Raw genomic sequence first — 25203 nt, forward strand, 5'->3', positions numbered from 1 at the left:
TAGAACTTGCTTAATTCGTCAATCTATGGGAAAATTTCACCAAGGTATACATTCTGGATATAAATGATAAGCTGAATAATCAGCAGTTATAAACACATCTTACGATCTGTGCAAGCGAATTGATCCTCGTAAGGTCTTTATGACAAGGAGGTCAGGCGCGATGGCACTACAACGAGAAGAAACAGTAGGACAACAACTCATATCGCAAGCAGATCGATTTGCAGAAAAAGTAACACAAATGCAGTATCTTCAGCAGCCAGATTTAATGCAACGATTTGGATCTAATGGCAGAATAAGAACCAAGCAAGATTCTTTATATACGATTAGCTATTTAGCTGAAAGTGTACTGATGAAGAGTCCAAGTTTGTTTATGAATTATATTTCGTGGCTCAAAGTACTGTTAAATGGATATCGAGTATCCGAACAAGATTTATTAGTAAATTTACATGCGATCAAAAAAGCGCTTCAAAAAAATTTTGATCATCCCCACAAATCCAATGTGATTGATTATCTGGATATGGGGATACATCATGTTCAAACCAGTGAATCGCAAACATCGTATATGTTGGATACCTTGTTATTGGGAAAAGAAGCAAAACAATACCTAGATTGTTTGCTACGTACAGAACGCAAAGAGGCCTACGCGCTTATCGTACATCTTCTTGAAAACGATACTCCTATCAAAGATATATACATTCATATATTCCAGACTGTACAATACGAGATCGGTCGGTTATGGCAAATTGGCGATATTAATATTGCTCAAGAACATTTCTGTACAGCGGCAACACAAAGTATCATTTCACGTCTGTATCCATATTGGATAAGCGCAGGTGAGGAACGATATCGCTTAGTTGCGGCCTGTGTCGGAGAAGAACAACATGAGATCGGGATTCGAATGTTGGCTGATTTTTTTGAAATGGAAGGCTGGAACACCTATTATTTAGGTGCTAATGTTCCAGATCACAGTCTTTTACAATCCATTGTGCATCATCAGGCGGATGTAATTGCTATTTCTGCAACAATGACCTTTCACGTTCATTTAGTGCAAGACTTAATTGAAAAAATTCGCGCTGAAGAATCAACCAGAGATGTCAAAATCATTGTCGGCGGATTGCCGTTTAATATTGACAGGGAACTGTGGAAGCGAGTTGGGGCAGATGGTTTTGCACCTGATGCAAATGAAGCTGTTGAAATAGCGACAAGCTTAGTAGCCCTGAATGAGTCAGGCAGCCAGCCCTCGGTAAAAGGTTGAATAGCCTTTAGAAGGGAAGATGAACGCAATGACGAATGCTGAACAAGAAATCACTATTTTGCGTAAAACGATAGAAGATCTTTCCCATAAGATGATTAAAGGCAAGTATCAAGAAGAGCAAATACTAGCTGAATTTTCAGCAATGAATAATGAAATGGTTACGCTACAACGTCAGTTAGCCAAAACCAATGCTGAGTTGAATGCGGCAAAAGAAGAAGCTATCCATGCCAATCAAGCACGTGCTCGCTTTTTGGCAATTATGACTCATGAAATACGTACACCGATGAATGGAATGATCGGTATGTCCGAAATTTTAATGAGTTCTGGATTATCGCAAGAGCAACAACAGTCTGTGATGTTAATTCAAGAGTCGGCTGAACTATTGCTCAGTATGATTAACAATATGCTGGACCTTTCCAAAATGGAAGCCGGCAAAATGAGACTGCAAGAAGAACCTATTGATTTGCGATTATTATTGGATCATATTATTCGGTTAAGTGAACCCAAAGCGCAAAAAAATGAGAATGTGATTTCGGCTTTTATTGATTACCGGGTAGAAAATGAATTGGTGGGCGATGGCGGCAGAATCAGACAAATTTTGCTTAATCTGCTCAGTAATGCTAATAAATTTACCAAACAAGGAAAGATCGAAGTCAGTATACAATTGAAACACAACAGTGCAAATTTACAGGTTCTTCACATCGAAGTTACAGATACAGGAATCGGCATCTCTGAAGAAAATCAAAAAAATATGTTTCAGCCTTATGCACAAGCTGATCAACCTGGCAAAAACGATGTAGAAGGAACGGGGCTGGGGCTCTCCATTTGTAAGTCATTTGTAGAGCTGATGGAAGGAACGATTGATTTGAAAAGTGAAGAAAATAAAGGATCAACTTTTTGGTTCGATATTCCGCTCAAAAAAGTTCAAGCTTCTTCGGACACTCAAGCGTTAATCCATACGAGTCTCGATGAACAGCAGATCGATCATCATCAACTTCCTTCTCATTTGCATCATAAACAGACGGATAAAGCTATATTAATTGTAGAAGATAATCCTATTAATCGTCAGGTGATTCAACTACAACTGAAAAAGATGGGAATGGAACACGTCCATACAGTCAGCAACGGACAAGAAGCCATCTCCAAATATCTTGGACAAACCTATCATTTAATTTTGATGGATAACCGTATGCCTATTATGGATGGTCTGCAAGCTACTCACAAAATTCGTGAATTAGAAACAGCAGAGATGCGCTCACCAGTACCGATTATTGCTTTGACAGGTAATACCAGTCAGGAAGATCGGCAGAAATGTCTGGATGCAGGGATGAATGATATTTTGACCAAGCCGGTTAATCTTGAAAGTCTAACTGTGATGATGCGTAAATGGCTTCCAGATATCGTTCATGAAAAAGCATTGGATATGAGTGTAATTCAAGAAATACTGGAATTAAATGATGATGGTGATCCAGAAGTATTGCGGACGCTCATCGAAATGTACAAAAGTGAGACACCTACCAAGCTAGAACGATTAAAAAAGTTAGTGCTCCGTAAAGATGCAGCAGCATTGTCGGAAGCGGCACACGAACTCAAATCAGGTAGCTTGAGTATAGGGATTCAATATATGGCGCAATTGTTGCATCAGATTGAGACATTGGCTAAAGAAGATGATTTGCGGGGAGTTCAAGAACTCGTCCAGTTGCTAGCTCCTGCTTATGAAAAAGCTTGTCGGGAACTAGAATATTTAGTCAAATAAAAAGAATGATCAGGGAATCTGCACTTTGCAGGTTCCTTTTTTGTATATATCCATAAATAAATGAGCGCTCCCCTTTATAATATGTGATTACTTGGGTAATGGTAGATATACCAATTGATGATAAGGGGAGATACATGATGTGCGCAGCATTTGACACAGCTAGAGAATCAGAATCCGATTACCACGAAAAGTTTTATGAAGAGAATAAATTGTTTGAACCTGGAAGTTGGATGGCAGGGCCTACACCGATTGTGATGGAGTTGTTAGAACGTCTGCAAAAATATACACCTGCACCAAAAGTATTGGATATGGCTTGTGGAGTAGGCAGGCATACGATTCCAGTTGCTCAACAATTAACTGAAGGCGGTGTCGTGGTAGGGGTCGATTTGCTAGATTCTGCGATTGAGCAATTGCAGAAATATGCAGAAGAATACAATGTGGCTGACCGGATCGAAGCGGTTACCAGCGATGTGGAAAGTTACAATATTGAACCGGATGCTTACGATTATATGATTGCTACCGGATGCTTAGAGCATGTTTCTTCCCAAGATTCATTGCAAAAAGTAATCAACAGCATGCAAGCAGGGACTCGTACAGGTGGTATTCATCTGATCTCTATGACTTCTTCGGTTCAACAAGTGGATCAAAAGACGCAAGAAGCTGAAGAAGGCAATATCGAGCTGAACTTGACCACAGAACAATTGTTAGAACTTTTAAATGAATATTATGAAGGTTGGAATATTATCGAGCGCAAAGCAGTTGCTCAAGCGATCGAAGAAACCAAAGATGGCAAAGAGATCGAACTACAAGGCAATTGGATCACATTTGCAGCTTGTAAAGAAGATCCACAGCCTCATCCTGAAGTGTTGCAACAAGTACAGTCATCTACAGACAAGTAAGCTATAAGCATGATAAACATATTGTACTGTGTAACTGTTTGACACATCATGTAAAATAGAGAAGTAGTCAAGCAAACCGTACAGGAGGAATACAGTGTGTTAGAACGGATCGATCAAAAATTAGAGCAACCCCAATTACAGGAATTATTATCATATGCCGTATTTCCTGATCCACAAGTATTGGAGGCTGTTATTCAACAGTATCATACACAGGATCATATGCATTTATATGGATATCAAGAAGACGGCGCATGGATTGGTGTAATCGGCTGTGTAGAAGAAGCAGATACACCAGACGTTTTACGTATCCGTCATTTAGCAATTGCTCCGAATGAACGTGGTAAAGGGTATGGACGTGGTATTTTGTTAGAATTGATAGAAACTGCTCAACCTTCTGTTTTGCTTGCTGAAGCAGATGATGAAGGAGCAGAATTTTATCGCAATATCGGCTTTACTGTTATCGGAAATGGAGAGCTAAATGCAGCTTCTGAACGTTACCTGTGCCGTTATGAAGTAGAAGAGGAAGAAGAATAACAGACACATTGCAATCTCATTATTAATCTATATACACTCTTTTGTCCCTATAGGTCTGGATCATTATCAAACCAGACATTAACTATAGAGGAGAAAAGGGTGTATTTTTTTGCATTAAGAGGTCTGATAAGAGAAAAGGTATAAATAATCGTTATACTAATGCAAATGATTTGTATGTTATAATACATGACAATATTATTTGGAATTTCGTATAGATGTTAGCGGAATAGGAGGTACTCGTATGCAATTAACGGTTCAAGAAGCGCTCGCAGTGTATCCTCTGTCTGAAGCGCGCCTTGTTGCGGGTGCCCGGGGAACATCACGACTCATGAAGTCTGTGAATGTTATGGACGCGCCAGATATCGCCGACTGGATCAAAAGCGGAGAAATGTTATTTACGACTGCTTTTATTATGAAAGACAGTGAAGAAGAAGCGATCAAATTGATGCGCAAGTTAAATGAACGTGGTTGTGCAGGGCTTGGAGTAAAGTTAGGGCGATTTTGGGAAGTGATTCCGCAGGCGATTATTGATGAAGCCAATCGTTTGCAATTTCCACTGCTTGAGCTTCCTTTTCAATTTACTTTTTCCGATCAGATGAATGCTCTTTTTCAAGCAGAACACGAACGGAGTACCAAACTGTTGCAATCAGTTCTACATAAGCAAAAGCGTCTTATGCAGTTTGCGCTTAATCAGGATCAACAGGGAAATGTATTTGCTGTGCTGGAAGATATTTTGAAATACCCGATAGCGATTATCGGTTCACGCGGACATATTCTGTACAATGGCGGTGAAGGCGGAGACAGTGTACTTCAAGGATGGCCGTGGAAAATGTCACCAACACGTGTGAAATGGAACTCGGGTAGTTGTTATCGTGTACCGATTATGAAGCGTAGTGAACAGTACGGATTTTTACTGGTATTTACAGATAGCTCGATGCCACTGAAAGAAGAAGAAGAATTATTCCAGCAAGCCGCTGAAGTATTAGCTTTTCATATGGATACGACATACCGTGAGCATGTGAATCCCGGTGTACAAGACAAAATGCGTACACTGGTTACGCAATATCTATCCAAACGAATGTCTCTCGATGATCTTACAGAAGGTGCAGGGCGATTAGGAGTAAACTTATTTCCCGGGCCGTATCAATGTGTATTAACCACACTTGAGCCACAAGCATTTTCTTCAGAAAAGCGTCTAGCCCAGATTCATCAAGAGTTGCAGTATAATCCGCTGATGCAGTTATTTCCTTCTCAACATTTTCGGATCGAAGAAGGGATATTATCGATCTATGCTTGTCCATCTGAGCGAGATTATGGTGAGGAACTATCTGCTTTTTTGATCAATCGGTTTGAAGATATGGAATCTCTTAGTCATGATGGGGGTAGTCCACGCTTCTGGATTAGCAAAATTAAGACAGAACCCAGTTCTTTGCGTGAAGCTCATCAAGAAACATTGGAGACTCGCAAGTTAGCGAAGCGCTTTGGAATGACACATATTGCTTTACAATTTCAGACGTTAGAATTTGCCTATGTATTTCAGCATGTTCCTGAGAATATTATGGAGACGTATTGTCACAAAATACTGGAGCCGTTACTGATCAAAGACAGCGATCCCAATCAAGTGCTGATGAATACACTTGAAGCTTTTGTTGAAAATGACGGACTTATTAATGAAGCCGCCAAGCAGTTATATGTGCATCGTAATACTGTAACCTATCGGATGGATAAGATCGGTGGTCTACTTCAGATGGACTTTAAAAAGACAAACGATCTGCTCAAACTTAAAATGGTATTTACATTCCGCAAATTTTTGAAAGATAAACAACAATCGTAAGCTCAGTTCTGGTAACGATGCTAGAAAAAGTTATGGATATATAAGGATCAATGATTGAAGATCATATTAAAATTAACTCTATACAAGTGGCATATCATTATGCTAAAGACCCTTACCTTTTGGTGAGGGTTTTTTGTATTATTCACAAAACACTACTTCAATGTTATGTTATATAACAAAATTATAGCTGATTAGTTGATATGTTCTATAACCTTACGTAAAATGATAAAAAAGAATGAACGAAAAGAGGAAAACCTTTGGAAAATACACAGAAACTATGGCAGACGTGGACTAAAGAACAATTTTTACAGCAATTTGGTGGATTATATGAACATTCCGCTTGGATTACTGAACAAGCATGGGAGCAAAGACCGTTTAATACTTTACAAGACATGTTAAATACGATGAAAAAGATTGTATCTGATTCTGATACATCGACACAATTAACATTATTAAGACAACATCCAGATTTGGGGACCAAAATCGAAATGAGTGACCATTCACAATCAGAACAAGCAGGAGCAGGATTGACTGGACTATCGGCAGAGCAATATGAACAATTAGCGAAATTGAATGAAGTGTATACCGAGCAATATCAATTTCCTTTTATTTTAGCAGTCAAAGGAAAAACGACTGATCAGATTCTGGAATCTATGCGTCATCGGACAGGAAAGCCGGCTGAAGAAGAATTCCAGACAGCACTTGGACAGGTACATACAATTGCAGGGTTGAGACTGCAAATGTGGGCAGATGAGCAAGGATTACTTCTTTCCTAATGATTCTAGATCTTATACCGCCAAACAAGAAACAGGTCACAAAGAAAGCAGGTGAAGCAAGTGAGCGGTAAAATAACAACTCATGTGTTGAATTTGGCACAAGGCGCACCAGCCGAGGGTGTCAAAATCGAACTTTATTATAGTGAAAAGAATCTATTACTTGCTACAGCCTTTACTAATGCAGATGGACGTGTCGATCAACCATTGTTAGCAGGGGAACATATACAAGCTGGATTATACGAATTGATCTTTTATGTTGGTGATTATCATCGTGCGATCGGTACCAGTACAGCAGACACCTTATTATGGGAAAAGGTTCCTTTACGTTTCCATATTGTAGATACTGAACAAAATTATCATATTCCTTTATTGGTCGCTCCCGGTGGATATAGCACTTATCGTGGAAGCTAATAGATTAGATATACCAGCGTTAGACATACAACTCATGATTATAGGATGAGAATCAAAGGAAATAAGGAAGGAGTGTAGAGGATGCAACCAGAACTGGATCTGATTATTACTGAAGGCACTGTTGTATTACCAGATCGTGTAGCCAAAATGGATATTGGTATTCGAAATGGCAAAATACAATCACTAACTCCTTCTATCCCTTATACACATGGAGTGGCTGTGATTCAAGCGGATGGATTGCATATATTACCGGGAACCGTTGATATTCATGTTCATTTTAATGAACCCGGATTAGGCAGTTGGGAAGGATTTCAGACAGGTTCGGCAGCTCTTGCCGCAGGAGGAATAACTACCTATGTTGATATGCCACTAAATGGTGTACCACCAACTACAAATGCTGAACATTTGGAAGCCAAAAAGCAAGTAGCCAAGCAACATTCTTATGTTGATTATGCACTCTGGGGTGGACTGGTAGAAGGAAATGTTGATCAATTAGCAGAAATGTCAGCAGGCGGTGTAGTGGGGTTCAAAGCATTTATGTCAGAACCGGGTGGAGAAGGAGAAGATATCTTCACCAGAGCAGACGATACTACGTTACGATCTGGAATGACAGAGATTGCTAGATTAGGTCATGTGCTTGCATTACATGCTGAAGATGAACCCACCGTATCTGCACTAGCCAATCAAGCAGTAGCAGAAGGAAGAACAGGAGTAAGAGATTATCTGGATTCCCGACCGATTGAAGCTGAAGTGATAGCTGTGAAGCGTGCACTGGAGTATAGCCGTCAGACGAATTGCGCGCTCCATTTTGTGCATATTAGTAGCCGGGAAGCGGTCGATATCATTACCGCTGCTAAGCAAGAAGGACTGGATGTAACTGTAGAGACATGTCCTCATTATTTAGTACTAACCGATCAAGATGTAGAAGATCAAGGTGTACTTGCTAAATGTGCACCGCCTTTACGTAGTGCTACAGAGCAATCTGCTCTCTGGGATGCAGTCGCACTCGGGCTTATAGATATTATTGCTTCAGATCATTCGCCTTGCCCGCCTGAAATGAAGCAATCGAACAATTTTTTTGAAGCATGGGGCGGTATATCCGGAGCACAGAGCACATTGTTATTGATGCTGGAAGAAGGTTATCATCGGCGTCAGATCTCGTTGCCAGCGATAGCAAATATGTTATCAAAGCATCCGGCTGAACGTATAGGAGTATCTCAATCTAAAGGTCAGATTAAAGTAGGCTTAGATGCAGATCTTGTACTTGTGAATCTGGAGCAATCGTATACGCTGGAACATGATGATCTGTATGATAAACATCGTCAAAGCCCTTATGTAGGATATTCCTTTTCCTCGACGGTGCACAAGACGATAGTACGCGGACATATTGTATATGACCAGTCATCTGGATTGACGGATACATGTATCGGACAATTTATTGCTTATCAGACAGGAGGAGTGATTCATGGCTAAGCAAGCAGCGCCAATGATCGAAAATTACAGTGCAAAGTTACACAGTATGGTGGAATGGCTGGCTCAATTTGGAGCTGATGAACAAGGCGGAGTCACTCGGTTGTTATACACTCCTGCATGGTTAGAAGCACAACAAGCATTGTTTGATTATATGGAAATGCAAGGATTAGCCCCTTTTTACGATCAAGTCGGGAATCTTACAGGTCGGTTAGTAGGCAAGCAATCTGAACGACTACCGATTGTAACAGGTTCGCATATTGATACTGTTGTATTTGGAGGTAAATACGATGGTGCACTGGGCGTCGTTGCAGGTGTACTGGCACTTTCTTATTTGAAAGAAACCTATGGGGAGCCTTTACGAACGATTGAAGTGATATCACTAGCCGAAGAAGAAGGTAGCCGATTTCCTTTAACGTATTGGGGATCAGGCAATATTACTGGATCCTATCAAGTGAGCGCAGTTCCGGTAGTGAAAGATCGTGATGGGGTTAGCTTGGAACAGGCGATGAAGCAAGCAGGATTCGGAGCTGAATCCATATACTCTTCATGTCAGCGTGAATTTGCTGCTTATATCGAACTTCATATTGAACAAGGATTTGTATTAGAGCGAACAGGGCATCAGATTGGTGTAGTTACAGGGATTGTAGGTCAGCGCCGGATTGAAGTGAAAGTACTTGGTGAGAGTAATCATGCAGGCACAACACCGATGCAATGGCGTAGAGATACATTAGCAGGTGCAGCCTTGATGATTAGTAGCGTCAAGCGTTCTGCATTAGAATGGGGCGATCCATTAGTCGCTACGGTGGGAAGTCTGCAAGTATCACCGAATGTACCGAATGTGATTGCAGGAGAGACGACATTTACATTGGATATTCGTCATCTGGATCATCAGATATTGAATGATTATACAGATGCTTTATATGAAGAAATTTCAGCGATAGCAGAGCAAGAAGGATTAACATTATCCTGGAAAGAGCATTTACGGGCAGAACCTGTTCCTATGCATCAAGCGATGATTGATGATCTGCAACATGTATGCGATCAAGCAGGTATATCGTCGCTATCGTTACCAAGTGGAGCAGGGCATGACGCTCAGATTTTCGGTGTAGAATGTCCTTCTGCAATGATCTTTGTACCGAGTCGTGAAGGCATTAGCCATAACCCGTTAGAATATACAGCCGAAGCTGATATTATACAGGGCTTCAAAGTACTAACCGAATTGCTATATCAATATGCTTATCGAGGTGAAGACCATGAAGCGTTATAAAGACTTATCTCCACCCCCGCGCACGATTATGACACCCGGTCCTGTTGAAGTGGACCCACGTGTATTGCGAGCGATGTCGATGCCTATTTTGGGGCAATTTGATCCTGCTTTTACCGATATTATGAATGAAACGATGGAAATGTTACGCGAATTGTATATGACTACTAATCAATGGGCTTTTCCTGTCGATGGTACTTCACGTTCAGGGCTTGAAGCAGTGATGGTTAGCTTAATCGAACCGGGTGATAAAGTGCTGGTTCCAATCTACGGACGATTTGGACATTTACTAACTGAAATTGCTGAGCGTTGCGGTGCAGAGGTTGAGACTATTGAGACGGAATGGGGAACTGTATTTGATCCTGAAGTCGTAAAGCAAGCGATTGTCCAATATCAACCGACCATTGTAGCGATGGTACATGGTGAAACATCTACAGGATGTATGCAACCTTTATCTGAAATAGGACATTTTTGTCGAGAACATGATGTGTTATTTGTCGTAGATGCTGTAGCTACAATTGGTGGGGTTCCTTTTTATACCGATGAATGGAAAGTCGATGCAGTGATGGGTGGTACTCAGAAATGTCTGTCTGTTCCTTCAGGCATGGCACCGATTACGTATAATGATCGAGTAGAACGTAAGATTCTAGGACGTAAAAGTATCGAGCGTGGACTTCGGACTGCAAATGATCTTCCGTTAGCAGGTATGTCCGGTCATAATCGTATCGCCAGTAATTATTTTGATCTGGCACAATTGCAAGATTATTGGAGCCCTAAGCGACTTAATCATCATACAGAAGCTACCACGATGTTATATGGATTACGTGAAGGGTTGCGTATTTTGTTAGAAGAAGGTCTGGAAGCACGGTTTGCCCGTCATGCAGAAAATGGAGCAGCGATTGTAGCTGGTATCCGCGGAATGGGATTAGAATTATTCGGAGATGATAGTGCAAGATTGCCTGTTGTTACTTGTATCCAAATTCCAGCAGGTGTAGATGGCGAAAGTGTACGTTCGATGTTGCTTCATGATTTTGGGATTGAGATCGCCAGTTCTTTTGGTCCATTACAAGGTAAAATCTGGCGGATCGGTAGTATGGGATATAGCAGTAGTCGCAAAAATGTACTTCATGTTTTAGGCGCTCTGGAAGCAGTATTAATCCACCATGGTGTGAAATTACCGGCAGGACAAGGTGTGCAAGCGGCACTTGGTGTGTATGCTGGTCAGAAAGAGGTGACGTACCAGTGAACATTATGCCCCAATCGCGTAGAGGAATGGTTGCAGCACCGCATTATTTAGCAAGTCAGACAGGTGCCTTTATTTTGCAGTCCGGTGGCAATGCATTCGATGCTGCGGTTGCGGTAAGTGCTGTACTGGGTGTCGTCTATCCTCATATGACAGGGCCTGGTGGAGATGCTTTTTTTCTAATTCATGATGGTCATACAGGCAAGATTGAAGGATATAATGGAAGTGGGCGTTCTGCTGCCAAAGCAACCCCTGAATGGTATACCAAGCAAGGGTATACGACTATTCCAAGTCGTGGCCCTTTAGCGGCTGTAACTGTTCCGGGTATGGTAGATGCCTGGGAAGCAGTCTGGAAAAAGTATGGACGGTTGCCATGGGCTGAGATTATCGCTCCGGCGGTTCGATACGCAGAAGAAGGCTTTCCAGCTTCACCAAGTCTAGCACGCTGGATTATGCGTGATCTGGAATGGATTCAGCAAGATACTCATCTTCGATCAGTATTTTGCCCTAATGGTATTCCGTTAGTAGAAGGCGATATTGTTATTCAGACTAAGCTTGCTCAGACGCTACGTTTGATTGGCGAACAAGGAAGTGCATGTTTTTACAATGGATCTATCGGACAGATGATCGGTGAAGCGACAGAACGAGATGGTAGTGTATTAACGAAGGAAGATCTGGCAGCACATCAAGGAGAATGGGTAGAACCTGTATCGACCACATATCGAGGACACCGGGTATATCAAATGCCACCGAATACACAGGGATTCTCGGTATTGATGATGCTTAATATTTTGGAAAATGTTGATTTGTCGTCTATTGCTCGCTTTTCGCCTGAATTTTATCATCTGGTAGTAGAAACCGTGAAAAAAGCTTTTCAAGATCGAGATCGTTATTTAACCGATCCTGCTTTTCGAGATATTCCTATAGAACAATTATTATCCAAAGACTATGCCAAAAAATTATGGTATGACATGCAATATCATCCTCAAGCGTCTCCACATCTTTCACCTGCAATGGGTCAGGATACAGCTTATGCGGCTGTAACTGATGATGAAGGCAATACAGTTTCGTTTATTCAAAGTCTTTACTTTGATTTTGGATCTGCTTATGTGCCGGGGGATAGTGGTGTTATTTTGCAAAATCGAGGTTCATTCTTTTCACTCGATGATCGGGCGCCTAATGTATTGGAACCACGTAAACGTACTTTCCATACATTAATGCCAGGAATGGTAACAAAAAATGGTAAACCTTATCTGCTTTTAGGAACGCAAGGTGGAGAAGGACAACCTCAGACCCAATTATCTATTTTGACCGGTGTGATTGATTATCAATTAACGATCCAGCAGGCGATTGGATTGCCACGATGGTTGTATGGACGGACATGGGGCGATATGAGCGATACGTTAAAAATCGAAAGCCGTTCATATGAAGATATTTATTCACGCTTAGAAGCTTACGGGCATATCGTAGAACCAATTCGTGATTATGATGCAGTAATGGGTGAAGCGCAAGGAATTATGATTAATGAACAAGGTGTATTTAGCGGTGCGGCTGATCCTCGTAGTGATGGGATTGCTATCGGAATATAGAGCGGGATAGAGACAGAGGGGGACGCATCATGGGAAGCATCATGATTAGACAAGCACAGATGGTCACAATGAACGAGCGAGAAGAAGTATTTATTGGGGATTTATTGATCGAAAATAATAAAATTGTCAAAATGGCTCCACGTTTGGATGATCATGCCGATCAAGAAATAGATGGACGAGGCAAAACGTTATTGCCAGGATTTATTCAGACTCATATTCATTTGTGCCAGACATTATTTCGTGGTCGAGCAGACGATATGGAACTGATGGATTGGTTACGTAAGCGTATCTGGCCATTGGAAGCTGCTCATGATGAAGAATCGATTTTTTATTCTGCATTGTTAGGAATTGGAGAATTGATTTCCAGTGGAACGACGACGATCTGTGATATGGAGACGGTACATCATACCGATTCTGCTTTTCAAGCGATGGCGCAAAGCGGGCTACGAGTCATCTCTGGTAAAGTAATGATGGATCACGGAACCGATGTCCCTGAACCGTTACAGGAAGACACCGACGAATCGCTTCAGAAAAGTGTAGATTTATTAGAAAAATGGAATGGTTTTGGTGGTGGACGTATTCAATACGCGTTCTGTCCACGATTTGTTGTTTCTTGTACAGAGCGTCTGCTTACCGAAGTACGCGATCTTTCTGCTCAATATCATGTTAAAGTGCATACTCATGCTTCTGAAAATCGTGGAGAAATTTCACTGGTTGAACAAGAACGAGGAATGCGTAATATTGTGTATTTGGATCATATCGGTCTCGCTAATCCACGTCTGATTCTGGCACACTGCGTATGGCTCAGTGAAGAAGAAAAGCAGATTTTGTACAAACGTGGAGTGAAAGTCACCCACTGCCCGGGTTCAAATCTCAAACTTTCTTCTGGTATCGCTGAAATTCCAGACTTGATGAATCGTCATATCCATGTTGGTCTTGGAGCCGATGGAGCGCCTTGTAACAATAACCTCGATATGTTTCAAGAAATGCGCTTAGCTGCATTGATCCAGAAAGTTCCTCATGGCCCAACCGTTATGGATGCTAGAACAGTATTGCGTATGGCGACGATGGGCGGAGCAGAAGTGCTAGGAATGGCAAAAGAAATCGGCAGTCTAGAAGTAGGCAAAAAAGCCGATGTGGTCTTGCTTGATCTGGAAGATTATCATACATTCCCTTCGTATGATGTAGATGTGTATTCCAGAGTCGTGTACTCGGCAACACGTAGCAATGTAGATACCGTTATTATTGATGGCAGTGTTGTATTGGAAAATCGCCGTGTCAAAACAATCGATCGCAGTATTGTATTACGCGAATCTGATCGTTCGATCAAACGTTTGATGACACGTATGTAATACAGGCTTACTCGCTATCTGAGAATATTCGCAATATTCACATTCAAAAAACAAAGGAGCTGGAGACTCATGGATATGAAAGACCTGTGCAAAATCGCTTTATCTCAACATCAACAACAAATGCGTACAGTTCTTGCTACTGTTGTCCATGTAGAAGGACATGCATACCGCAAAGAAGGAGTCTCCATGATTCTGACTGCTGATGGACAACAATTCGGCAGTATAAGCCCGGGTTGCCTGGAAAGCGATCTTGTAGCTCGTGTAGATGACGTCTGGAACAGTTCCCAAGTATCTATCGTGGAATACGATATGCGTCCAGCAGATGATCTATCATGGGGTGAAAATATCGGCTGTGGTGGGTTGTTAAATATTTTGTTGGAGCCAGTCAGAGGTTCCTTTTTGAATGTGATTCGTGAATTGAATGATCGTTTGGATCAAGGTGAAAATGTAGTACTTACTCGTTCTTTTCAAAAAAATGGTGAGCAGATTGATTATCAATTATCAGATCAACCGTTAATGCTTGCTCATGATGCTAACTCAGGTACTGAATCTCTGTCTGATGGGCAAAAGGATCAGTATACATTTGTTCGTACTTATCGTCCTAAGCCACGTCTTATTCTAATCGGTGCTGGCGATGACAGTATACTTGTAAGTTCGCTAGCACAGTTATCCGGGTTTGATGTAGTTGTAGGGGATTGGCGTGCTGGATTGTGTACAGAGGAGCGGTTTGCAGGCGCTACCTGTATCGTAGGATTTCCACAGTCTTTATATGAACAAATACAACCGGGTGAACAAGACTATATGATCTTAATGAGTCATAATTTTCCGCGTGAACGAGAATGGGTGGAATTGATGGTAGATCAGCATTGTGCTTATCTAGGCATTATGGGTTCCAAAGAACGAACACGCCGTTTAATGGATCAATTACCAGCCTACCCTTCGTTACATTCTCCTGTAGGCTTATCGATTGGGGCAGATGGACCGGATGAAATTGCAATCAGTATTATCGCCGAACTGATCGCTGTCAAACGTGGACGTGTACTTGTACCGAGAAAGGATGTTACACATGAACATCACCGCCTTAGTGCTTACAGCGGGTAAAAGTAGTCGTATGGGCAACGACAAATTGAGTAGGCCTTTATATTCAGCAGATAGCGCGCCTGTATCTGAGCCTTTGCCTACGATCGGAGGTAAAGTACTATCGACCGTTTTGACCAATCCACAGATTCAGCATGTAGTTCCAGTGACTGCTCCGTATTCTTCGCTTGAATGGCAACAAGAAATTCAAGCTTGGACAGACCAATATCCTTCCAAAATGCAACCTGTTGTATGCGAACAAGCTCATTTAGGAATGTCATATTCTATTCGTTGTGGTATGAAGCAAGTACGGTTATCTCAAGCAGATGCCGTACTTATTTTGCTTGGCGATCAGCCATTAATCACCTCAACCATGTTAACAGAACTAATAACAATCTATCAGTATCAGCCTGATGTCGACTATATCGCTTCTGCTGATCATGAAGGCATTAAACCTCCTGTGATTTTCCCCGCCCATATGTGGACTTATCTAGAGCAACTGCAAGGTGATCAAGGAGCTCGTAAAGTATTCATGAATCCAGATTTCTATAGCAATATCGTTAAATATCCAGATCATTTTTTCTGGGATGCTGATACGCCTGAAGCTCTAGCTCAAATCCAGCATTATATACGTTCTGCTACATAACTAACTATCATAATCTATTAATAAGTGAATTACTGCTTCATTAGCTATTAGAAGCATCTTATGTAACATAAGTTCTGCATAAATAATGATTAGATAAATTCACTTCTTTCATGTTAGTATATATTACATATTAATTTGATTTTGAAGAATTAAAAAGTGCATAAAGCACAAAATAAAGCTCTTTATTTATATTTGCTACAAATTTAAGTAAGAATAATTGACATAAGACTGTGATTTCATTAAGATTTGTTCAATTGATAGATGATGGAGGGTATATTCGATCATCTAACGTGCGAAAAGAACAAATGGAGGTGACATCATGGAAATGAATATAGAGACGAGCAGGATTCCTGATCCTTTTTCACGTAAAGTCTGGGAGCCAGCAGATGCAGAAGAAGCCATGATGATCAAACGTCAATATGGAGCCGACGCAGTATTCGTAGCAGGAGGAACATTACTACGTACGCAGTGGGAAGGCGGTATTGTAAATAGACCTGAGCACTTTATTCGACTAGATACGATTGCTGATCTATGCGGAATTCATGAAAGTGATCAACATATATATATTGGTGCATTAACAAGGCTTCGTGAATGTGGAGCAGATGCTTATATCGCTTATCATGGAGCTACATTATATGAATCGTGTCGTCATATTGCAGCACCTTCTATTCGCAATCAAGCTACGATTGGCGGAAATATAGCTTCTGCTGTAGGGGATGCTATTCCTGCTCTACTGGTACACAATGCCTCGCTTCATTGGGCAGATATTGGAAGTGAAGTCACAACGATCGAACAGGATCTTGGCGATTGGTTAGAGATCGTGAAAAGCGGTAGAAAAAGTATGAATGCCGTGTTGTTAGGAATAAATTTGGAGAAACAGAATCGCTTGTTAGCTACAGAATCGATAGAACAGTCTGTCGATCATCAACAAGAGATTACTTTTTTTCGGAAAATTGGTCGCAGAGAAGCATTCACACCATCGCTTGTCACAGTAGCATTTCGCGCCAAGATAGATCCATTAGGATACTTTTCACAAGTAAGAATAGCCGCAGGTGGTGGTTCTGGTATCGCAATGCGCTTATCTACATGTGAACAGTTATTAGAAGGCAATCGATATCAAGCTGATATGATTACTTCTTTAGCACGACTTGCAAGCGATGAATTTATAACATACAGCGATCCTTTTGCCAGTGAACAGTATCGTCAACAAACAGCAGGAAATCTATTAGCAGCAGGATTATGGGAAACGATACATGCACAGATCGAAAGGAGATGATAGCCTATGTTGCTGAATCGAGAAAGTAGTGGAGAACGCTGGCGTAAGCGGAGAGACGGCAAAGAAAAAGTAACAGGAGAATTGCAGTATTTGACCGATATGACTGCTGAAGGAATGTTATATGGACGCGTACTACGAAGTATTCATCCTCATGCACGTATTCTATCATTGGATGTGTCTGCGGCAGAAGCATATGAAGGGGTTATCGCTGTAATTACTCATCATGATGTTCCAGGACTGAATCGCTTTGGTATAGCTACACCAGATCAACCGGCATTATGTGAAGATACAGTGCGTTATATTGGAGATGCAATAGCCGCTGTAGCAGCAACTTCATTAGAGATTGCCGAGCATGCTCTTTCTCTCATACGTGTGGAATATGAAGTGTTAGAGACGATTACAGATACAGATAGAGCACTGGAAGAATCGGCGCCAAGACTTCATCCACAAGGTAATGTATTACATCGGACTCAAGTAAAGCGTGGCAGCACCGATACTGCTCTTGCCAACTGTGCTCATGTTGTTCATCAAGTGTATCGTACACCAAGACAGATGCATGCTTATATGGAGACAGAAGGTGGATTATTTGTTCCTGAAGAAGATGGTCGTCTAACAGTCTATGCCCCTACACAGCATGGATATAAAGACCGGATGCAAATTGCTCGTATTTTAGGATGGGAAGAAGAACGGATTCGTGTCATCTCCAGTCCAATCGGCGGTTCATTTGGTGGAAAAGATGAATTAAATGTACAACCATACGGTTCATTATTAGCACTGAAAAGTGGTCGTCCTATCAAAATGCATAATTCAAGACAAGAATCGGTTCGTGCTGGACTTAAGCGTCATCCGATGAAGATTGAAATGAAAACAGGGATTGATGAAGACGGTCATTTAGTCGCTCATTATGTGCGTATCGTAGCTGATACAGGAGCTTATGCAACACTGGGAGCGCCGGTACTTAATTTTGCCACAGAGCATTCAATGGGACCTTATCGTATAGAACATGTCGATGTAGAAGGGGTATCTGTGTATACCAATAATGGATTATCCGGCGAGTTTCGTGGATTTGGTGGAAATCAAGCGATATTTGCGATGGAAGGGCAAATGGATCGCTTGGCTGAATTGATCGAAATGGACCCGTGGGAATTTCGGATGTTGAATCGGCGCCAGCAAAATGATCCAGGGCCACTAGAACAACGCATTTTACAAACCAATGGTCTTGAACAAGTAATGCAAGCACTGACTCAGTCCAAGCTATGGCAACGCAAGCTACATCCTTCACAAGAGTATGAACAAGATCGTTCTGTGGAGATTATGAGTGGGATGAGTGAACAGGAGTCTGCATTTCAACCACCATGGATCAAGCGTGGGATAGGAGCAGCACTGGCTATGCATGGTGCAGGTCTCGGTTATGGTATAGATGATCCAGCAGGTGGACGACTTGCGCTAAATGAACAGGGAAAGATTGAAGTTTTCTTTAGCTATGAAGAATTCGGGCAAGGATTGATTGCGACGTTAGAGATCATGTTAATCGATCTGTTTCAATGTGAACCTGATGATCTGAGTATCGTTATCGGAGATACAGATCGTGTTCCTCATAGTGGATCAAGTACAGCTTCACGCTCAACAACGATGGCATGGATGGCATTACAGCGCTTAAAGACACCTTTTCTCCAAAGCATTTTAACGATAGCGTCTGAGATTACCGGTGTGCCTTCCGAGCAGTTAACTACAGGGAAAGCAGGTATCTGGTTACTGAGCGACGATCTTATCGTTGTAGATGAATCTGAACCTGTTATTACGTACCTTGAAATTGCAACACATATGAGTGTAGCAGGCAAGTCAAATGAATTGATTTTTGATACGGAATTTGCTTATCCCACTACACCGGATGCGGTAGTAGGCGGACATTATTTATATACGTATGCGGCTGTTGCGGCAGAAGTAGAAGTGAATACACTAACAGGACATGTGAAATTGCTAGATAATTATCACACCGTTGCCGCAGGCCCTGTCATTAATCCGATGGGATTTTTAGGGCAGATTGAAGGCGGTAGTGTGATGGCACTAGGATTTACATTAACCGAAGATGCAGTGATGGATGAAGGACATTATTTGACCAAAAATATGGATACGTATCTTATTCCTACAATCAAAGACATGCATACTTCACTTGAAGTTGAAGCAATCGAAGATTTACCAGAAGGCGATACTTTTGGCCCGCGCGGCATAGGAGAGATTGGCTCGGTTGCACTTGCACCAGCAATCACGGCTGCAATTCGCGATGCTGTTGGAGTATGGGTTCCTCATTTACCAGTGGCAAGGGAATTATTGATTCAACCGATAGAGACATGGCAAGCAGAAAGGGTGAGTCCGCGATGAAAACAACAGATACAACATGGCAAGCTACTGTGAATGGAGAACATCGTGAATTGGATATCGATCCTTCGCGTCGTCTGGTCGATGTGATTCGTGGAGACTTGAATCTAACAGGAACTAAAGTTTCTTGCGAAATTGGTCGCTGTGGTGCGTGCATGGTCATGATCGAGGGGGAACCGGTCAATTCTTGTCTGACTATGGCATATCAATGTGCTGGTAAAGAAATCACAACGATTGAAGGATTACATGGAGAAAGCAAAGAGCAATTGCATCCGATTCAAGAAGCATTTTTGGAAGAAGGGGGATTTCAGTGTGGATATTGTACACCGGGTATGATTATTTCCACCAAAGCATTGCTCGATCAGACTCCCCATCCTAATGATGATGAGATCAAAGAAGGATTATGCGGTAATCTATGTCGCTGTACAGGATACGGTGGCATTATGCGCGCAGTACAGAGTGCGGCTACCAAATGTCAGCAACAACAGCAAGAATTATCAGATACATCCCACATCGTTCGTTGAATCCATAGGAACAAATATCGTATAGATCTATGCTATACATGAGTGAATCCTTTCCTTACAGCAGATTATTGCATTGAGGGAAAGGATTTTGTTTTGTACATATAGTTGTTCCAAAGATACACCTTACATCCTGTAACAAAGGACTATCATCATCAATATAACATCTATCCCTTCATAAATGAGCTGTAACCAAAGTGTAATCTAAAACTTTTGGTATTCGCTAAAATTTGGATTGGTAAGGACACCTGAATTGTTATATTATTAACGAACAGGTAAAAGGTTATGCGTTGGCTTTTCATCGGAAAATAAGATGCAATAAGCTGATAGGATTGCTGAATAGTAGACAGACAATGTAATAGATGAAGTATGATTGAATAGCTCATTTTATGGCTAACATACTTGGGCTTGTGATAAGTCAGTGTCTGCACCTAGAGTTCTTATGGATATGGACTCAATCAGCTTCTCCATTACCCGCATTACAAAAGGCAGCAAGGAGGGGAACCTTTGGAAAGCGAATATATAGATTCCATGGAACAACTGGCAGATCATTATTTTCCATCTGGAAATTGGCATATGGTTGAAGGCAAAGGCGGTATGAATAATACCACAATGTTTATAGATCACGCGTCTAGCCGCTATGTGCTACGACGATACGAAACCCATAAAGAACCGGACAAAGTTCGCTATGAACATGAAGTGTTATCTGCGCTTCCTGCGGTTCTAGTTGGACTGAATACACCGAAGCCTGTCAAAGATATCCAAGGACAGACAATTCATGTTACAGGGCCAGTCAATGAAGAGGATTCTCGTAGCGCTGGCAGAATAGCCGCGTTATTTCATTATATGGATGGTCATACACCTCAATTAAGAACAACAGAAGAGATTTTTCACTTTGGTCAGGTGACCGGGCAGTTATCTGCCGCATTGGCGCAGATTGATATTGATCTGCATCCGGTATATCCGCCTTATTATCGGTTGGGACAATCGTATCCTTTATGCAGTCCAGGTCGATTAGAAGCATTCTGTGCTCATCCGCCTGAAGACTTTAATAGTATCGCAGATATTTTATATCGTATTGGAGAACGTCTGGGTGAGCAGTTGATGCGGATCACTCGTCTGGTATCATTACCTCATCAATTGATTCATGGTGATCTGAACGCATCCAATATGCTGGAATCTACAGATGGACAGATTACAGCGATTTTAGATTTTGAATTTGTGACACGTGATTTACGGGCGATGGAGCCGGCAGTTTGTTTGTCAGATATGTTGCAGACAGTCGAATGGAATGTAGCTGATGAGAAGCAGTGTACTGCTTTTTTGCAAGGGTATGCGACCCGAATTCATTTGTCAGATCAGGAGATTGAAGCAATCCCATTACTTATTTTGTTGCGTCGTATCGATGTATTTATGCATTTTTTAAGTCGTTATTTTGAAGGGATCGATGATGCTGACGTGGTAATTGCGCAAGCACAACGTCTGGATGCTGGACTACAATGGTATGAGAAAAGTGGTCCTCTTTTGCAATTACTGTGCCGTCGTATCTTTAAATAATGAACTTTGTATTGACGCAAAAATGAAATTAAAAATAGCGAATGTCGAAAAAGTTATCGATATTCGCTATTTTTTTATGTATAACCAAACCATATGCAGGATATCTGTTGTTAAAAAGATATTTCACAATATTTAAATATATTTTATTTGACTATTTTTATTCATTTGATGCTACAATAGGTAGCAAATAAGAGTCATATTTTGTAAAATGTTAACGTGAACAATATTGATACACCAATTTTAGCGATTGACAACGTCATTGTGTATCCTTTAACAAGTGATCTGTATAAAGGTATAACACCCATTTATAAATGAGCAAAAAGAAAATGTATAAAGGAATGGAGGAATACGATGTCGCTAGGAAAATATATGCAACCATTGCGAATCGGAATAAATAGTCAGGATGAACGTCGTAAGATTGAAAATATTCGTCAATTGCCGATCAAAATTTTACAAATAGGAGCAGGTAACTTTTTGAGAGGTTTTTTTGATTGGATGATCTATGAAAGTATTACCCAAGGAAAATACCATGGCAGTATTGCGTTGACTCCACCGACACCGAATGGAGCAGTCAAACTACAACAATTAGCAGAGCAAGATGGATTGTATACCTTAATTACAAGAGGAGTACAACATGGAGAAGTGACCGAGCACCGATCGATTATTCCTGTTTTCAAAACGTTTATCGATCCGTATACCGAATGGGAGCAATTTCTACAGTTAGCTGAATTAGAGTCGCTGGATATTATTATATCGAATACGACAGAAGCAGGATTAACGTATGAACCGATCGATTATATTGCAGGAGAGCCATTACGTAATTATCCTGCACGATTAACTGTATTTTTATATCGAAGATTTCAACATTTTGCAGGAGATTCAAGTCACGGGTTATTAATTTTACCTTGTGAATTGATTGAAAATAATGGTGATGTACTCAAACAGTATGTACTTCGTTATGCAGATGACTTTGGATTTGGTACTGATTTTGTGCAATGGATAGAACAATCACAGCGCTTTTTGAACAATCTTGTTGATCGGATTGTACCGGGGTTACCACCGGAAGAAGAATATGCACGTTTAGTAGAGCAATACGGATATGAAGATTCATTTATCAATACAGCAGAGCCTTATCATCTGTGGGCGATTCAAGGAGAGCCTGAATTAGATAAAAGGCTACCACTGGCACAGATTGGACTTAATGTACACTGGGTGAAAGATTTACAGCCTTTTCAAGAACGTAAAGTACGTATCCTAAATGGAGCTCATACGTTAATGACACCTGTTGGTTTATTGTACGGCAAAACCACTGTGCGTGATGTGATGGACGATCCACATCTTAGCCAATGGATAATTTCAACGATTACAGAAGAAGTGATTCCGTCACTGACATTAGATGAGAAAGAGCTACAGTCTTATGCGACAGAAACATTTGAACGCTTCCGTAATCCTTATCTGGAACACCGATTACAAGATATCGCACTGAATAGTCTAAGCAAATTCAAAACAAGAATTTTACCAACATTGAAAGCGTATACAGAAAAATATAATCAACTGCCTGCTGAGATCGTATATTCACTGGCGGCTTTGATCGTATTGTACCGATTACAACCAGCAGAAGAAGGACAACCTCATCAAGCTCAGACATTATCAGGTGCAACACTGACGATCAAAGATAATAAAGAGTATATTCAGCGTCTTGCAGAACATTGGCAACAACCACAGTTATCCGATATTGTGACTTCTATTTTGTCTGATCAGCAGATATGGGAAGAAGATTTAACACAGATTCAAGGATTAGAAGCAGCTATTGTATCAAATATTCATATATTGGAGGAGCAACGGCAATGAATACAATGATAAAAGATTGCATAACGATTCAGAAGCAAGATGATGTTGTGATTGCACTTCGAGATGTGTCACCGGGCGAATCGATTATTTTGGAAAATGGGACTATCCTAAATGTCAGCGATCATATTCCACGTGGTCACAAAATAGCGATACATGATATTGCTCCAGATCAAGATGTGATTAAATATGGATTTTCAATCGGCAAAGCCAAAGAGCGTATTCAACCCGGACAATGGATTCATACGCATAACCTGCGCACAGGCTTAGAAGGCACATTAGATTATCGGTATGAACCTACGCCTAGCTGGAATCCTAATCATGTACCTGAACATTTACAGACATTTGAAGGATATGTACGTGAAAATGGTGAAGTTGGTATTCGTAACGAAATCTGGATTATCAATACAGTGGGTTGTATTAATAAAGTTTGCGAAGCACTAGCGCGTACTGCTCATGCAGATATGCAAGGACGTGTAGAAGGCGTGTATCATTTTCCACATCCATTTGGTTGTTCGCAATTAGGCGATGATCTGGAATATACGAAGCAGTTGTTAGCTTCACTTGTACTTCATCCGAATGCCGCCGGTGTTTTGGTAATTGGATTAGGTTGTGAGAACAATCAGATTGAACAATTTGCCGAAGTTATTCCAGACGAGTATGCTCACAAAGTTCGTTATCTCAAAGCTCAAGAAGAAGATGATGAGATCGAAGCAGGATTGTTACTGTTAGAAGAATTGGTTACTCAAGCAGAACAAATATCGCGTCAACCTGTACCTTTATCCAAATTAAAAATAGGCTTGAAATGTGGAGGCTCGGATGGGTTATCTGGAATTACAGCTAATCCATTAGTCGGTTCTGTAGCCGACCTTATCGTTTCTGCTGGTGGAACAGCTATTTTAACCGAAGTGCCCGAGATGTTCGGTGCAGAGACCATCTTAATGAATCGTGCTCAGACTCCGCAAGTATTTGACGAGTTGGTAGATTTGATTAATGGATTTAAGCAATACTTTGTTAATCATGGTCAAAATATTTACGAAAATCCTTCACCCGGCAACAAAGCTGGAGGGATTACAACACTGGAAGAAAAATCACTAGGCTGTACGCAAAAAGGTGGACACTCCCAAGTCATCGATGTACTAAAATACGGTCAAAGGGTACATCAGTCTGGATTGAATATTATCGAAGCACCGGGTAATGATCTTGTGTCTGTTACTGCTTTGTCAGCGGCAGGCGCTCATATCGTTTTATTTACAACTGGTAGAGGGACTCCTTTTGGCGGGCCTGTACCGACTATGAAAATTGCTACTCAATCCGATCTAGCTAATCGCAAAAAACATTGGATCGATTATAATGCAGGTCAATTATTAGAAGGAAAAACGATGGAAGAAGTATCACTTGATCTATTAACATCAATTGTAGATATCGCTTCAGGACGTAAGCAGACCAATAGTGAAAAGCATGGTTTTCGTGAAATTGCTATTTTTAAAGACGGTGTAATTTTATAAAAAAG

Annotated in this window: 20 protein-coding genes; all 20 read left to right on the forward strand. The window is 41.1% G+C overall.

What is annotated here, in order from left to right:
- Positions 1–160: 160 nt before the first annotated feature.
- The 20 genes from PQ456_RS08350 to PQ456_RS08445 all read left to right on the forward strand — a co-directional run bounded on the left by PQ456_RS08350 (position 161) and on the right by PQ456_RS08445 (position 25198).
- A complete protein-coding gene (locus PQ456_RS08350) occupies positions 161–1255 on the forward strand; it encodes a cobalamin B12-binding domain-containing protein (RefSeq protein WP_273615710.1) in 1095 nt (364 codons plus the stop codon).
- 28 nt (positions 1256–1283) lie between these two features.
- Entirely contained in the window at positions 1284–3011 is a 1728-nt protein-coding gene (locus PQ456_RS08355; protein WP_273615711.1) for an ATP-binding protein, read from the forward strand.
- Between the two features lie 137 nt (positions 3012–3148).
- On the forward strand, positions 3149–3910 hold the full coding sequence (locus PQ456_RS08360) for a class I SAM-dependent methyltransferase (protein WP_273615712.1): 762 nt from the start codon (positions 3149–3151) through the stop codon (positions 3908–3910).
- Positions 3911–4006: 96 nt separating this feature from the next.
- The gene (locus PQ456_RS08365) at positions 4007–4444 is read left to right on the forward strand and encodes a GNAT family N-acetyltransferase (RefSeq protein ID WP_273615713.1); all 438 of its coding nucleotides are present in this window, start codon (positions 4007–4009) and stop codon (positions 4442–4444) included.
- Positions 4445–4685: 241 nt separating this feature from the next.
- Positions 4686–6278 (forward strand): PucR family transcriptional regulator, encoded by a 1593-nt coding sequence (locus tag PQ456_RS08370; protein WP_273615714.1) that lies wholly within the window; start codon positions 4686–4688, stop codon positions 6276–6278.
- 257 nt (positions 6279–6535) lie between these two features.
- Positions 6536–7054: a 2-oxo-4-hydroxy-4-carboxy-5-ureidoimidazoline decarboxylase gene (uraD, locus tag PQ456_RS08375; protein ID WP_273615715.1), complete on the forward strand. Its 519-nt coding sequence runs from the start codon at positions 6536–6538 to the stop codon at positions 7052–7054.
- 60 nt (positions 7055–7114) lie between these two features.
- Positions 7115–7465: a hydroxyisourate hydrolase gene (gene uraH, locus PQ456_RS08380; RefSeq protein ID WP_273615716.1), complete on the forward strand. Its 351-nt coding sequence runs from the start codon at positions 7115–7117 to the stop codon at positions 7463–7465.
- 81 nt (positions 7466–7546) lie between these two features.
- Complete coding sequence (locus tag PQ456_RS08385) at positions 7547–8938, forward strand: allantoinase (RefSeq protein ID WP_273615717.1); 1392 nt, start codon at positions 7547–7549, stop codon at positions 8936–8938.
- Positions 8931–10205 (forward strand): allantoate deiminase, encoded by a 1275-nt coding sequence (gene allC / locus PQ456_RS08390; protein ID WP_273615718.1) that lies wholly within the window; start codon positions 8931–8933, stop codon positions 10203–10205. The genes PQ456_RS08385 and allC overlap by 8 nt, the downstream gene beginning before the upstream one ends.
- The gene (locus tag PQ456_RS08395; RefSeq protein ID WP_273615719.1) at positions 10192–11448 is read left to right on the forward strand and encodes a pyridoxal-phosphate-dependent aminotransferase family protein; all 1257 of its coding nucleotides are present in this window, start codon (positions 10192–10194) and stop codon (positions 11446–11448) included. Before allC ends, PQ456_RS08395 begins: the two co-directional genes overlap by 14 nt.
- Positions 11445–13034, forward strand: a complete 1590-nt coding sequence (gene ggt / locus PQ456_RS08400) for a gamma-glutamyltransferase (protein ID WP_420540649.1) — start codon at positions 11445–11447, stop codon at positions 13032–13034. Before PQ456_RS08395 ends, ggt begins: the two co-directional genes overlap by 4 nt.
- A 29-nt stretch (positions 13035–13063) precedes the next feature.
- A complete protein-coding gene (locus tag PQ456_RS08405) occupies positions 13064–14386 on the forward strand; it encodes a 5'-deoxyadenosine deaminase (RefSeq protein WP_273615720.1) in 1323 nt (440 codons plus the stop codon).
- Positions 14387–14455: 69 nt separating this feature from the next.
- Complete coding sequence (locus PQ456_RS08410) at positions 14456–15487, forward strand: XdhC family protein (protein WP_273615721.1); 1032 nt, start codon at positions 14456–14458, stop codon at positions 15485–15487.
- Positions 15453–16109 (forward strand): nucleotidyltransferase family protein, encoded by a 657-nt coding sequence (locus PQ456_RS08415; RefSeq protein WP_273615722.1) that lies wholly within the window; start codon positions 15453–15455, stop codon positions 16107–16109. Before PQ456_RS08410 ends, PQ456_RS08415 begins: the two co-directional genes overlap by 35 nt.
- Before the next feature lie 319 nt (positions 16110–16428).
- Positions 16429–17385: an FAD binding domain-containing protein gene (locus PQ456_RS08420; RefSeq protein ID WP_273615723.1), complete on the forward strand. Its 957-nt coding sequence runs from the start codon at positions 16429–16431 to the stop codon at positions 17383–17385.
- A 6-nt stretch (positions 17386–17391) separates the two neighbouring features.
- Positions 17392–19767 carry a xanthine dehydrogenase subunit D gene (gene pucD, locus PQ456_RS08425; protein WP_273615724.1) on the forward strand — a complete coding sequence of 792 codons (2376 nt, stop codon included), beginning with the start codon at positions 17392–17394 and terminating at the stop codon, positions 19765–19767.
- Positions 19764–20288: a (2Fe-2S)-binding protein gene (locus PQ456_RS08430; protein ID WP_273615725.1), complete on the forward strand. Its 525-nt coding sequence runs from the start codon at positions 19764–19766 to the stop codon at positions 20286–20288. Before pucD ends, PQ456_RS08430 begins: the two co-directional genes overlap by 4 nt.
- A gap of 504 nt (positions 20289–20792) precedes the next feature.
- Complete coding sequence (locus PQ456_RS08435; protein ID WP_273615726.1) at positions 20793–21842, forward strand: phosphotransferase; 1050 nt, start codon at positions 20793–20795, stop codon at positions 21840–21842.
- 351 nt (positions 21843–22193) lie between these two features.
- On the forward strand, positions 22194–23693 hold the full coding sequence (locus tag PQ456_RS08440; RefSeq protein WP_273615727.1) for a tagaturonate reductase: 1500 nt from the start codon (positions 22194–22196) through the stop codon (positions 23691–23693).
- Entirely contained in the window at positions 23690–25198 is a 1509-nt protein-coding gene (locus PQ456_RS08445) for a UxaA family hydrolase (protein WP_273615728.1), read from the forward strand. Before PQ456_RS08440 ends, PQ456_RS08445 begins: the two co-directional genes overlap by 4 nt.
- Positions 25199–25203 lie beyond the last annotated feature (5 nt).

This window comes from Paenibacillus kyungheensis (assembly GCF_028606985.1).
Lineage (GTDB): Bacteria > Bacillota > Bacilli > Paenibacillales > Paenibacillaceae > Saccharibacillus > Saccharibacillus kyungheensis.